Annotated in this window: 11 protein-coding genes and 1 pseudogene; 4 read left to right on the top strand and 8 right to left on the bottom strand. The window is 69.5% G+C overall.

The annotated features are described in order from the left end of the window. Positions 1-178: 178 nt before the first annotated feature. The 3 genes from ACN675_RS24340 to ACN675_RS24330 all read left to right on the top strand — a co-directional run bounded on the left by ACN675_RS24340 (position 179) and on the right by ACN675_RS24330 (position 4,198). On the top strand, positions 179-802 hold the full coding sequence (locus ACN675_RS24340) for a GntR family transcriptional regulator (RefSeq protein WP_420753279.1): 624 nt from the start codon (positions 179-181) through the stop codon (positions 800-802). A 48-nt stretch (positions 803-850) separates the two neighbouring features. After that, positions 851-1,789: a formylglycine-generating enzyme family protein gene (locus tag ACN675_RS24335; RefSeq protein WP_420753278.1), complete on the top strand. Its 939-nt coding sequence runs from the start codon at positions 851-853 to the stop codon at positions 1,787-1,789. Between the two features lie 81 nt (positions 1,790-1,870). Further along, the gene (locus ACN675_RS24330; RefSeq protein WP_420753277.1) at positions 1,871-4,198 is read left to right on the top strand and encodes an arylsulfatase; all 2,328 of its coding nucleotides are present in this window, start codon (positions 1,871-1,873) and stop codon (positions 4,196-4,198) included. Here the strand turns inward: ACN675_RS24330 and ACN675_RS24325 are convergent. The 5 genes from ACN675_RS24325 to ACN675_RS24305 all read right to left on the bottom strand — a co-directional run bounded on the left by ACN675_RS24325 (position 4,195) and on the right by ACN675_RS24305 (position 8,921). Then, the gene (locus ACN675_RS24325) at positions 4,195-5,352 is read right to left on the bottom strand and encodes a THUMP-like domain-containing protein (RefSeq protein ID WP_420753276.1); all 1,158 of its coding nucleotides are present in this window, start codon (positions 5,350-5,352) and stop codon (positions 4,195-4,197) included. The two genes, ACN675_RS24330 and ACN675_RS24325, sit on opposite strands and share 4 nt — an antisense overlap. After that, on the bottom strand, positions 5,353-6,330 hold the full coding sequence (locus tag ACN675_RS24320; RefSeq protein ID WP_420753275.1) for a class I SAM-dependent methyltransferase: 978 nt from the start codon (positions 6,328-6,330) through the stop codon (positions 5,353-5,355). A gap of 52 nt (positions 6,331-6,382) precedes the next feature. Beyond that, on the bottom strand, positions 6,383-7,162 hold the full coding sequence (locus ACN675_RS24315) for an enoyl-CoA hydratase-related protein (protein ID WP_420753274.1): 780 nt from the start codon (positions 7,160-7,162) through the stop codon (positions 6,383-6,385). 15 nt (positions 7,163-7,177) lie between these two features. Further along, complete coding sequence (locus ACN675_RS24310) at positions 7,178-8,011, bottom strand: NUDIX hydrolase (RefSeq protein WP_420753273.1); 834 nt, start codon at positions 8,009-8,011, stop codon at positions 7,178-7,180. Positions 8,012-8,084: 73 nt separating this feature from the next. Then, on the bottom strand, positions 8,085-8,921 hold the full coding sequence (locus ACN675_RS24305; protein WP_420753272.1) for an ABC transporter ATP-binding protein: 837 nt from the start codon (positions 8,919-8,921) through the stop codon (positions 8,085-8,087). A 42-nt stretch (positions 8,922-8,963) separates the two neighbouring features. On the opposite strand from ACN675_RS24305, the gene glgX reads away from it, so the two are divergent. After that, entirely contained in the window at positions 8,964-11,117 is a 2,154-nt protein-coding gene (gene glgX / locus ACN675_RS24300; protein WP_420753271.1) for a glycogen debranching protein GlgX, read from the top strand. Between the two features lie 12 nt (positions 11,118-11,129). Here the strand turns inward: glgX and ACN675_RS24295 are convergent, their stop codons facing one another. The 3 genes and pseudogenes from ACN675_RS24295 to ACN675_RS24285 all read right to left on the bottom strand — a co-directional run. Beyond that, positions 11,130-11,894 (bottom strand): peptidyl-tRNA hydrolase, encoded by a 765-nt coding sequence (locus ACN675_RS24295; protein WP_420753280.1) that lies wholly within the window; start codon positions 11,892-11,894, stop codon positions 11,130-11,132. Then, entirely contained in the window at positions 11,891-13,168 is a 1,278-nt protein-coding gene (serB, locus tag ACN675_RS24290) for a phosphoserine phosphatase SerB (protein ID WP_420753270.1), read from the bottom strand. Before serB ends, ACN675_RS24295 begins: the two co-directional genes overlap by 4 nt. Positions 13,169-13,277: 109 nt before the next feature. After that, positions 13,278-13,506: pseudogene (locus ACN675_RS24285) on the bottom strand (cytochrome ubiquinol oxidase subunit I); the annotation flags it as partial.

The raw sequence follows: 13,506 nt of genomic DNA, 5'->3' as shown, positions 1-13,506 counted from the left end.
GGGGTGGTCGTGTTCATCGTTCTCCTCGCGGACAGCAGTGCGAGGAGCACTATAAATACAAACGACAACAAACGACGACAACTGTATACACATGGATTCAAACCCTTCCCATCCGCGCGTTGTCCTGGTATGCGTTGCTCCGTCCACTTTCTGCAGGTCTCGAGGAGGGAACCGACCGTTGGACGTCGACAGATCGCCGTACACACAACTGCGCGAACGCATCACGAACGGCGGATACGCGCCCGGCTCCATGCTGGTGCCGGCCACCGTCGGCGCCGAGATGGGGCTGTCGCGGACACCGGTGCGGGAAGCGTTGCAGCGGCTCGAGTTCGACGGTCTGGTGATCAAGGTCACCCGCGGCTACATGGTGCGTGAGCGCACCGAGGAAGAAGTACTCGCGATCTGCGACGCCCGGATCGCACTGGAATCCGCCGCCGCATTCGCCGCGGCGACTCGACGGTCCGAGATCGATCTGGCCCGGCTCACGAGTCTGTTCGAACGCGCCGTCGCGGCACCGGATCCGAAGAGCGCGCTCCGCCTGCACAACGACTGGCACGCCGCGCTGCGCTCCGCCGCCCACAACCCGACCATCGCCGAGCTGATGGAACGCCTGGACGCGCAACTGGCCGTCTACGACGCCGAGGCGTCCGCGGCTCCCGACAATCTCGACGCGATCGAGACGGAGCACCGCCACATCCTCGACGCGATCGTCGCGGGGGACGGTGAGCAGGCGCGTGCCCTGATGACCGCTCACCAGGAGCGCACCCGCGATATCCGCATCGCTGCCATGGCGGCGCGCTAGCCCCGGAATCCCTCCGGCGGGCGCGCGGACCGTGCGACGCTGATCCCCATGACGAGGGCAGTGCCGAAGAACATGGTCTTCATTCCGGGAGGCACGTTCTGGATGGGCTCGGAGGACTTCTACCCCGAGGAACGACCGGTCCATCAGGTGACGGTCGGCGGGTTCTGGATGGACGAGCACCCGGTGACGGTCGCCGAGTTCCGCCGATTCGTGAAGGCCACCGGATATGTCACGACCGCGGAGGTCGCGCCCGACCCGGACCGGTATCCCGGGGCCGACCCGGCCCTGCTCGTACCCGGGTCACTCGTGTTCACGCCGCCCTCGGGTCCTGTTCCCCTCGACGACTACACCCGCTGGTGGTCCTTCACGCCCGGCGCCGACTGGCGTCACCCCGAGGGTCCCGACAGCAATGTCGGGGGCCGGGAACGGCATCCGGTCACGCACGTGTCGTGGTTCGACGCCCGGGCATACGCCGAGTGGGCCGGCAAGGAACTGCCGACCGAGGCGGAGTGGGAGTTCGCCGCGCGCGGCGGCCTGGACCGCAAGGTATTCGTGTGGGGTGACGAGCACGAGCCGGGCGGCAGACCCGGCGGAAACGTCTGGCAGGGTGAGTTCCCGTGGCAGAACCTGTTGAAGGACGGGTTCGCCGGCACCTCCCCCGTCGGGCATTTCCGGCCCAACGGGTATCGGCTCAGTGACATGGCCGGCAACGTGTGGGAGTGGACGAGTGACCACTTCTCCGCCGACCACTCGGCGAGCGGCAAGAATGTCGCCCCGGCGTCGTCGTGCTGCATTCCGGCCGATCCCCGCGTCGACATTGCGGTGGACCACGATCCGAACGAACCGTATGCGCGCCGCGTGATCAAGGGCGGCTCGCACCTGTGCGCGCCGAACTACTGCCTGCGCTACCGCCCCGCTGCCCGGCAGGGTGAAACCGAGGAGACGTCGACCTGCCACATCGGTTTCCGGTGCATCCTCCGCCCGTGACTTTCATCCCGTAAACCCTCCTCCGCGACGACGAACCGGTGCTGTACTGGAATGGGTGGGCGGAGAAGGGGGCACACGGTCATGAGCAAGGAACTCCGGGCGGAACCGATACCCGGCGGGGACAGCCTGCCGTTCCCGCCGACTCCGTCGGGGAGCGTCGCGGGCCGCACCATGCAGGAGTCGGTGTACAGCCCGCGGCCGCACCAGCGCCGCCTGCCCGCCGACGTCCCGAACATCCTCGTCGTTCTCATCGACGACGCCGGTCCGGGTCTGCCGACCGGTTTCGGTGGCGAGGTCAACACCCCCACCCTCGATCGCATGCTCGACGAGGGCATCAGCTACAACCGCTTCCACACCACGGCGATGTGTTCGCCGACCCGCGCGTCACTGCTCACCGGCCGCAACCACCATCGCGTCGGAAACGGGCAGATCGCCGAGCTGGCCAACGACTGGGACGGATACTCCGGCCACATCCCGAAGTCGAGTGCGACGGGAGCCGAGGTCCTGCGGCACTACGGGTACACCACCGCGGCGTTCGGCAAGTGGCACAACACCCCGGCCGAGGAGACCACGGCCGCCGGGCCCTACGACAACTGGCCCACCGGCGTCGGTTTCGACTACTTCTACGGCTTCCTCGCCGGCGAGGCATCGCAGTACGAGCCGAACCTGGTCCGCAACACCACCGTCGTCCTGCCGCCGAAAACCCCCGAGGAGGGCTACCACCTCAGTGAGGACCTCGCGGACGACGCCATAGGCTGGTTGCGCCGCCACAAGGCACTCGACGCCGACAGGCCCTTCTTCATGTACTGGGCAAGCGGCTGCCTGCACGGCCCGCACCACATCATGAAGGACTGGGCCGACCGGTATGCGGGCAAGTTCGACGACGGCTGGGACGCATACCGCGAGCGCGTGTTCGCCCGGGCCAAGGAGAAGGGCTGGATCCCACCGGAGGCCGAACTCACCGACCGTGATCCCACCATGGCGGCATGGGACGACATCCCCGAGGAGGAGAAGCCGTTCCAGCGTCGCCTCATGGAGGTGGCGGCCGGATACGCCGAACATTGCGACGTGCAGGTCGGGCGGTTGTTCGACGAGCTGGACCGGCTCGGCTACCGCGACAACACCCTGGTCCTCTACATCTGGGGCGACAACGGCTCGTCCGGTGAGGGCCAGGAAGGGACCATCAGCGAACTGTTGGCGCAGAACGGGATTCCGACGACCCCGGCGCAGCACATCGCCGCCCTCGAGGAACTCGGCGGACTCGACGTCCTCGGCTCCCCGAAGACGGACAACATGTACCACGCGGGATGGGCGTGGGCGGGCAGCACGCCCTACAAGGGCATGAAACTCCTCGCGTCGCATCTCGGAGGAACCCGCAATCCCATGGTGGCGCGGTGGCCTGCGAAGATCACCCCGGACCGGACCCCGCGAACCCAGTTCCTGCACTGCAACGATCTGGTGCCGACCTTCTACGACCTGCTCGGAATCACCCCGCCCCGCTCGGTGAACGGGATTCCGCAGGACCCCATCGACGGCGCCAGCTTCGCGGAGACCTTCGTCGACCGGGACGCGAAGGCAGGCAAGCTCACCCAGTACTTCGAGATCATGGGCAGCCGCGCGATCTACCACGACGGCTGGATGGCGTCCGCGTTCGGGCCCCGGGCACCGTGGCTGCAGGGCATGCCCGGTGGCATCCGCGACTGGAACCCCGACGACGACACCTGGGAGCTCTACAACCTCGAGGAGGACTGGACCCAGAACCGTGACCTCGCCGAGCAGTATCCCGAGAAGCTGGCCCAGCTGCGGGAGTTGTTCGCGATCGAGGCGGCCAAGAACAACGCCCTGCCGATCGGCGGCGGGCTCTGGGTGGTGGCCCTTCACCCGGAGCAGCGGATCACCACGCCGTACACCAGCTGGGAGTTCACCGGCGACGTCACCCGTATGCCCGAATTCTGTGCTCCCGCACTGGGAAACAGGAACAACCGCGTCGCCGTCGAGCTGACCGTCCCCGAGCGGGCCGGCGGCGTCGTCTACGCTCTCGGCGGCAACGGCGGCGGGCTGACCTGCTTCATGGACGACGGCTATCTCTGCTACGAGTACAACCTGTTCATCCTGATGCGCACCAAGATGCGCTCGGCGGAACCGGTTGCGCCCGGCGAGCACAAACTCGAGGTGTTCACCGAGTACGCCGAGGCTCGCCCCGGAGGCCCGCTGAACGTCCGGATGTGTGTCGACGGGCAGAAGGTCGGCGAGACGACCGTGCCGATCAGCGCGCCGTTGCTGTTCACGGCGAACGACTGTCTCGACATCGGTACCTGTCTCGGATCACCGGTGTCGCTCGACTACTACGACCGCGCACCGTTCCCGTTCGAGGGCACCATCGAAAAGGTGGTCGTCGACTACACCTAGAACGACGCCTCGCACACGAAAGCCTCCGCGGTGCGGCCGATCCGGGTCAGCACCACCGACAGCGACCGCGAACCCCGGAGTTTCAGACGTGGCCGCAGCACCGCGGGGTCGACGTCGACGCCGCGGACGAGGATCTCGGCGACCCCGCAGTCGTGCTGCGCGAGCGCCTGTTTCAAGGCCTTCTCGGTGTACTTGAACCGGTCGAGGATGCGGAAGCCGCGCACGCCCTCGGGCAGGGTGTCGCCGGTGAGATAGGCGATGCGTGGATCCAGTTGCCACAGACCGTGATACGCCGCCCAGTGCCGGACCAGGCCGGCCCGCACGATCGCGCCGTCGGGATCGACGATCCACTGCCCCGGAGGACGGTCGTCGATGTCGTCGGGCATCGCGTCGGTGACCTCGAATCCCGTTCCGTCCGAACGCAACACGCTCGCCCGGCGCCGGACACCGGGGCTCGACAGGCCCGGCGAGTACAGGCATGCCTCGCGGACACCGCCGTCGAGCGAGACGACCTCGACCTCCCCCGCCCAGTCGAGTGCGTCGAAATCCAGTCCGGGGGCGCACTTGACGGCCAGGTCGCGGCCGGCGTAGACGTCGAGCAGGTCCGGCAGCGGCGGTTGCAGCGCCGCCGGGTCGTGCGTGCGCCGGCCGCCGGCGCGGCGTGCGGGATCGGCGATCACGGTGGTGCCGCGGGTGACGGGCCGCAGCGCGTCGGCGCGGATCAGCGAGGCGCCGGGCACGTTGTGCGCGGCCATCGCCAACCGCACCGGGTCGAGATCACTGCCGATCACGAGGTCGGCGACACCCACGAGCGACGCCAGTTCCGCGCCGATCGAACACGTCACGTCGTGTACGCGCCGCCCGGCCAGGCGCCGCGCCCGGTGCGCGGCGACCACGGCGGGGGTGGCCTGCTGCACCGCGTCGTCGGTGAGCAGCCATCCCCCGGCCTCCGGCAGTTTCGCGACGGCCTTGCGGCGCGCCAGCACGGTCTCGACGAGCAGACCGGCACGGTCGCCGAAACGCGTACGCACCCAGCCGATGTCGGCCAGGCGCGTACGCGCGGACAGCTCCCGGCCGTCCACCTCGGTCAAGGCGGACGCCGCCTCGTCCGACGTCAGATAGGCGACGTCGGCGAGGGTGAACTCGTATCCCAACTACTTGCCGGGCTTCACACCGGTGATCATGACGTTGTAGAAGAAGCTGCGCGGCACGACGTGCTTGAGCACGTTCTCGTCGACCCAGCTCAGCGTCTTCCAGCCACCGAACGCGAACTTCGCCCAGCCCCAGCCGAGCTTCTCCTCCGGCACGGCGGCTTCGAAGGTGCGCACGGGCCAGCCGAGCAGCGCCGCGGCGAACTCCTCGCTCGACGCCTTCACCTCGACGGCACCGGCCGAGGTCGCGATCTTCTCGAGATCGGACGGATCGAAGGTGTGTAGGTCGACGACGGCTTCGAGCGCCGCGGCCCGGGAGGACTCGTCGAGTTCGGTCTGCGGACGGCGCCAGTCGCTCAGGAACGGCAGCTTGGTGATGTTGGTGGTCGCCTCCCAGGTGATGCGACCGAGCCACCGCGCGTAGAAGTTGCCGATCGTGCTGGGCTCACCGGCGAAGACGAACCGGCCACCGGGCTTGAGAACGCGCAGGACCTCGCGCAGCGACTGCTCGACATCCGGGATGTGATGCAGCACGGCGTGACCCACGACGAGATCGAAGGTGTCGTCCTCGTACGGGATGGTCTCGGCGTCGGCGACCCGGCCGTCGACGTCGAGTCCGAGATTCTCGGCGTTGCGCAGGGCGACCTTGACCATGCCGGGCGACAGGTCCGTCACCGAACCGGACTTCGCCACGCCCGCCTGCATGAGGTTGAGCAGGAAGAAGCCGGTACCGCAGCCGAGTTCGAGCGCCTTCCCGTACGGGAGGGGCTGCTCACCCGCCGCCGCGTCGAAGCGGCCCTTCGCGTAGTCGATGCAACGTTCGTCGTAGGAGATGGACCACTTCTCGTCGTAGGTCTCGGCTTCCCAGTCGTGGTAGAGCACCTGGGCGAGTTTGGTGTCCTCGAGCGCAGCGGCGACCTCTTCAGCGGTGGCGTGCGGGTTGGGCGCGGGATCGGTCCCGTCGGTCCTGCTTGCAGTCATAGGTGTGATCCTACCCATCGGTAAGTGTGGAACAAGTTCCAGTTTCGGCGGCCTATTCGCCGGTGAACGCGGCCTTGCCCGGGCCGTTCGCGATGAACGACTCCATCCCGATCGTGCGGTCGGCCGTCGCGAACAGCGACGCGAACACATGCTGCTCGATCTTCAGCCCGGTATCGAGATCCGCGTCGAGGCCCTGATCGATCGCAGCCTTCGCCGCCGCGAGCGCGCGCGAGGCCGCGCCGGTGAACTGCGACGCCCACTTCCGCGCCGCGTTGTACACGTCGTCGGGTGCGACGACCTCGTCGACCAGCCCGATCGCGAGCGCCTCGTCCGGTCCGACGAACCGGCCCGTGAACACGATGTCCTTCGCCTTCGACGGACCGACGAGCCGCGCGAGCCGCTGCGTTCCGCCGCCCCCGGGGATGATGCCGAGCAGGATCTCCGGCGTCCCGAGCTTGACGTTGTCGCCGATGATCCTGCGGTCTGCGCCGAGCGCGAGTTCCAGGCCACCGCCGAGCGCGTAGCCGGTGATCGCCGCGACCGTCGGCTTCGGGATATCGGCGATCGATCCGATCGCCGACTGCAGGTCCCCGATGATCTCGCTCATCTGCACGAAGCCGATCTCGGCGAGTTCCTTGATGTCGGCGCCGGCGGCGAACACCTTCTCGCCGCCGTAGACGATCACGGCCTTGACGTCCTTGCGTACCGTCGCCTCCCGGGCGGCGGCACGGATCTCCTCCTGCACCTGCCGGTTCAGCGCGTTCATCGGCGGGCGATCGAGCCGGATGGTTCCGATGCCGTCGGACACCTCGAGAGTGACGAATTCAGCCATGCCGCTCAGGCTAGATCAGATGTCGGTGCGCCCCGCCCAGGGGTGCGGTCCCCCGGTGTAGTAGCCCTCGCAACCGTCGAACGAGATGTGGATCTGCCCGTCGTTGCGCGACAGGATCGGCAGGATCGGCTCGATCACGACCTCGTCCGCGAGCGCCTCCGCGACGGTGGCGTACGCGGTGAGCGCGGTGAGCTGCGCCCAGGTCGGCGGCAGCAGGATCGAGGCACCCGACTTCCAGTCCTCGAGCGCTTCGGTCGCCGTGCGCCACTGCACGACCTCGGCTTCGCTGGTGTCGCCGTCGGCGCGCTGCCCGTCGGGCACGGCCGCGACGAAGAAGTGGGTGTCGTAGCGCCGGCGCTCACCGAGCGGGGTGATCCAGTTCGCGCGGGGGCGCAGCAGGTCGGTGCGCACCACCAGTCCTTCGGCGGCGAGGAAGTCGCCGAACGACAGCTCCCGGGCCTCGAGACGACGTCGTTCCTGCGCGTACCGCGCGGTGTCGGCGACGACCGTGTCCTCGGTGGGCCCGGCCAGCAGCAGCCCGCATTCCTCGAACGTCTCGCGGACGGCGGCCAGCACCAGTGCCTGCGCGCGTCCCTCGGTGGTCCCGAACCGCTCGGCCCACCACTGCACGGACGGTCCGGCCCAGCGCACGGATGCGTCGCTGTCGGACGGGTCGACGCCGCCGCCCGGGAACACCGTCATGCCGCCGGCGAAGTCCATGCCGACGACCCGGCGCTGCAGGAATACCTCGACACCACGGTCGGAATCGCGGAGCAGGAGCACGGTGGAGGCGTCCTTGATCGGCACCGCGGCCGGATCGAAGGGGGCTGCCGAGCGTTCGGTAGACATGCGTACAAAATACGTGACGGGGTGATCGGCGTCGCATCGGGACCGGCGTTGCGGCGCCGGTCCCGATCCGGGATCAGACGTGCACGCGGTGCCGGCCCGGTTCCCGGGTGCGGCGTGCGAAGAAGCGCCCGTCGACCCGATCGAGCGTGATCGACTGGCTGAACGCCGTGCTCAGGTTCTCGGCGGTGATCACGTCGTCGATCAGCCCCTGCGAGACCACCTGACCCTCCTTGAGGAGCATCGCGTGGGTGAAGCCCGGCGGGATCTCCTCGACGTGATGGGTGATCAGCACCGTCGCGGGAGCATCCGGGTCCGCGGCGAGCGTGGCCAGACGCGCGACGAGTTCCTCACGGCCACCGAGGTCCAGGCCCGCGGCGGGCTCGTCGAGAAGCAGCAGTTCCGGATCGGTCATCAACGCCCGGGCGATGAGGACCCGCTTGCGTTCACCCTCCGACAGGGTGCCGTACATGCGGTCGGCGAGGTGTTCGGCGCCGAGGCTCTCGAGCATCTCCGTTGCCCGCTCGGTGTCCATCGCGTCGTACTTCTCCCGCCACCGGCCGAGCACGCCGTACCCGGCGGAAACCACCAGATCGGAGACCTTCTCGTCGGCCGGCACCCGGTTGGCCAGCGCCGACGACGACATGCCGATGCGCGGTCGCAGTTCGGACAGGTCGGTGCGCCCGAACCGCTCGGCCAGCACACTCGCCGTGCCGGAGGTCGGGAACGTCTCCGCGGCCGCGACCCGCAGCAACGAGGTCTTGCCGGCGCCGTTCGGCCCCAGCACCACCCAGCGTTCGTCCAGCTCCACCTTCCAGGTCACGGGTCCGACCAGGACGTTGCCGCCCCGCCGCACCAACACGTCGTCGAATTCGATGAGCAGATCGGGATCAGGTTGTGCCACGCCGTCCATCTTGGACTACCCCGGCGGCCGATTCACCGGCAGGATCGTTTCGTGTCGCTCTCCCCCACCGATCCCACCGCACCGCCGGCGGCGCGCGCCGACCGCGGTCCGTTCCCGCTCGGCGCGACCGCCCTGGACGCCGACGACCCCCACGCGGGCACCCACTTCTCGGTGCACGCCCCGCACAGCGACCGCGTGCAGGTCTGCCTGATCGACGACGACGGGCGGGAACAGCGGATCGACCTGCCGGACCGGACTTTCGGAATCTGGCACGGCACGGTGCCCGGGATCGGTCCCGGGCAGCGCTACGGCTACCGGGCGCACGGCCCGTGGCAGCCCCGCTCCGGGCTGCGCACCAACCCGCACAAGCTGCTGCTCGACCCGTGGGCCCGACGCCTGACCGGGGACATCGGTGATCCGCGGCGTCTGCTCGCCTACGACGACGATCCGTTCGGCGCACCGTCGACCGTCGATTCCCTCGGCCACACCCCGTTCTCGGTGGTCACCGGGCCGGCCGGAACGTTCCGGCACAACCGCCCCGGCACCGCGTGGGAACAGACGGTGCTCTACGAACTGCACGTCGGGTCCTACACGGCACGGCATCCCGGGGTGCCGCCCCAACACCGCGGCACCTACCTCGGGCTGACCGCACCGGCCGTCCTCGAGCATCTCGTCGGGCTCGGGGTGACCGCCGTCGAACTGCTTCCGGTGCACGCGTTCCTCACCGAGCCTCCGGTGCGGGCACGCGGGATGCGCAACCACTGGGGCTATTCGACCGCCGCCTATTTCGCGCCGCATCCCGGGTACGCGAGCGTGCCCGGCGCGGAGATCGACGAGTTCCGGTCCATGGTGGCCGCGCTGCACGCCGCCGGGATCGAGGTGATCCTCGACGTCGTCTACAACCACACGTGCGAATGGTCGGTGGCCGGGCCGAGCCTGTCCTGGCGCGGACTCGATGCGCGCGGCTACTACCTGCTCGACGAACAAGGGTTCGACATCGACCTGACCGGCTGCGGCAACACCGTCGATGCCAACTCGCCGATCGCGGTACGGATGGTGTGCGACAGCCTGCGCTACTGGGCCACCGAGATGGGGGTCGACGGGTTCCGGTTCGACCTGGCCAGCGCGCTGGGCCGCCCGCGCGGCGGCACGTTCGACTCGCGGGCCGCGCTGCTCATCGCGATCACCACCGATCCGGTGCTGACGGATCTGAAGCTGATCGCGGAACCGTGGGACGCGACCGCGCACGGCTACCGGCTCGGCGAGTTCGGCGCGCAGTGGTCGGAGTGGAACGACCGGTACCGCGACACGGTCCGCCGGTTCTGGACGGGACGGTCCGGGATCCGCGAGATCGCCTCGCGTCTCGCCGGTTCCGAGGACCTCTACGACCGGACCGTGCGGCAGCCGTGGATGTCGATCAATTTCGTCGCCGCTCACGACGGGTTTCCCGTAGCCGATCTGGTCGCCTACGAACGCAAGCACAACGAGGCCAACGGCGAGGACGGACGGGACGGCGCCGACCACAACGAGTCCGTCAACCACGGTGTGGAGGGGCCGACGGACGACCCGGAGATCGTCGCCGCCCGCGACCGGCACGTGCGGGCGCTGCTGGCCACGCTGCTGCTGTCCACCGGCACCCCGATGCTGCTGGCCGGAGACGAATTCGGGAACAGCCAGGGCGGCAACAACAACGCCTATTGCGTCCCGGCGGACACCCCGGTCACCGATGCGTGGCCGCTGGACTGGTCGTCGGCCGACACCACCCGGATCGCATTCGTGCGCCAGCTGCTGCAGTTGCGGAAGGTCGTGCCGGTGCTGCGTCAGCGCCGCTTCTTCGACGGCCGCGCCCGCACCGTCGGCTATCCCGACCTGGTGTGGTTCGGCGGTGACGGCATCGAACTCGACGAGACCGGCTGGCACGACGACGACCGGCGCACACTGCAGGCGTGGGTGGACGGGTCGCAACTGGGCACGGTCACGCGGGCCGGCGTACCGCTCGCGGACAGCAGCGGCCTGATCGTTCTGCATGCCGCCGGTCCGGCGACGCTCGTGCTCGCCGGACCCGAGTGGTATCGGGGTCGGGTGGTGTGCGTGTTCGACTCGAGCGCACCCGACGGTGCACCGGCCGACGTGTCGCCTCGATCCGTCGGCTCCGAGTGGGAGATGACAGGACCGACCGTGCTGGTGTTCCGGAAGGACGGCTGAGGCGGGCGGGTGTCAGCCGGCGACCGCGATCACCGTCATCGAACCGGGCGCGACCTCCGTGAAGCCGGCGTCGCGGACCGCGGCGACCGGACCCCGGCCTTCCTCGGCGCGGGTGCGCAGTTCCTTCCACCGTTCGGGGTCCGCGTCACGCACGGCGCAGCGGTAGCCGTCCGCGGCCCACGCCCGCACCGCGTCCTCGTCGAGCGCCCCGGCGAGCAGCATCACCGCGTGCCCGACCTGCGCCGCAGCCTTGCCCACGGTCATGTCGAGGCCGGCGTCGATCCACAACACGGGAATGCCGGGATCCGGGTCGCCGGGATCGTCGTGCGGCAGGTCCGTGCCGCCGATCTGCAACCGTGAGATGCGCGGGTCCAGGTCGCCGACCGGGCCCGGTACGAGTGCGCGGGCCTGTGCGCCGTCGTGGTCGACGGTGATCCCGTCGACGTCCTGCGCGGCGAGCCACTGCGCGCCCCGGGCGCGTCGGCTGACCTTCCGGATCCGGGCGTCGTTCCAGGCGAGGTAGGCGTCCTGCCATGGGCCGGGTTGTCCGTCCGCGTCCGGTCCGACGCGCGGGTCCAGGCACAGGGCGATCGTCGCCATAGCCGCAGCCTCGAGCAGCGCGCTGCGCCGCGGCGGGTTCTGCTTGGGGATGTGCAGCACGATCGGCATCGCGAGCACCGCGGCCGGGTCGTCGGGGTCGGGCCGATGCCCGTATCCGCGGGTGAGCACCCGGTGACGGGCACCGAACCCGGTGTCGGTTTCAGGCACCGCTGTCAGGCACCGCTGTCGAGCGGCACGCGCCGCAGCGTGCCGTCCACCCGGTCTGCGGCCTCGACCTCGTCGCGGGTGACGCCGAGCACGAACAGCACCGCGTCCAGGTACGGGTACGACAGCGCGGTGTCGGCGACCTCCCGCAGTGCCGGCTTGGCGTTGAACGCGATGCCGAGACCGGCGGCACTGAGCATGTCGATGTCGTTGGCGCCGTCGCCGACCGCGACGGTCTGCTCGATCGGCACCCCGACCTCGTCGGCGAACTCGCGCAGCGCGCGGGCCTTGGCGGCGCGGTCGACGACGTCGCCGACGACCCGGCCGGTGAGCTTTCCGTCGACGATCTCGAGGGTGTTGGCGCGCACGAAGTCGAGTTCCAGTTCGTGGGCGAGACCCTCGATGACCTGACGGAATCCGCCGGAGACGACGCCGCAGCGGAAGCCGAGGCGACGCAGCGTGCGGATGGTGGTGCGGGCGCCGGGGGTCAGCTCCAGGCTCTCGGCGACCTCGTCGATCACGGTCGCGGGAAGGCCCGCCAGGGTGGCGACGCGCTGGTTCAGCGATTCGGTGAAGTCGATCTCGCCGCGCATCGCGGCTTCGGTGACGGCGCGGACCTTGTCCTCGACACCGGCGTGGGCGGCGAGCATCTCGATGACCTCGCCCTGCACGAGGGTCGAGTCGACGTCGAACACGATCAGGCGCTTGGAACGCCGGGCCAGGCCGCCGCGCTCGACGGCGATGTCGATCTCGAGGCCGGCGGCGACCTCGGCGAGACCGGCCCGGAGCTGCGCGTCGGCGTCGGCGCCGGTGTCGGCCGCGGTCACCATGAGTTCGAGGCCGGTCAGGGGGTAGTCCGCGATGCCGCGGATGGAGTCGATGTTGGCGCCCTGGCGGGCCAGTTCCCGGCCGACCGAGCGCATCGCGCGGGCGCTGACGGGGCTGCCGAGTACGACGACGGCGTGCGTCGAGACCGAGTGCTCGAGGCCGCGTTCGACGCCGATCTGCACGTCCGCGTGCATCCCGACCGTGGCCATCGCCGCCTCGATCTCGTCCTGGAGGGCCTCGGGGTCGTTCGGGCACGCAACCAGGACACCGAGTGTCAGCCGGCCGCGGATGACGACCTGCTCGACGTCGAGCAGGTCCACGTCGTGGCGGGAGAGCGCCGCGAAGAGCACGCCGGTCACACCTGGATGGTCCGGTCCTGTCACGGTCACCAGCACGGTGGTGTCAGACGCCACTACGTCTCCGATCCTTCGTTCTTCTCGCGGCACGGGCCCTTCCATTCTGCCAATCGGAACGGCTGCCACAGGGGTTGGGGGGTGGTGCACCCGGTCATGCACAAGGCCCCGCCCGATGCTCGGGCGGGGCCTTGCGTCGCGTCGGGTAACCGACTTACTTCAGGGCTTCCCTGTCTGCACCCTCATGCACGGCCACGTTGTGCTTGTGGCTGCCCGGGCCGACGTGGGCCTCGGCCCGCATCCGCTCGACCATGTGCGGGTAGTGCAGCTCGAACGCCGGACGTTCCGACCGGATGCGCGGCAGCTCGGTGAAGTTGTGCCGCGGCGGCGGGCACGAGGTGGCCCACTCGAGCGAGTTGCCGTAGCCCCACGGGTCGTCGACC

This window comes from Rhodococcus sp. O3, assembly GCF_048897285.1.
GTDB lineage: Bacteria > Actinomycetota > Actinomycetes > Mycobacteriales > Mycobacteriaceae > Rhodococcus.
This window is presented reverse-complemented; position numbering and strand designations above follow the sequence as displayed.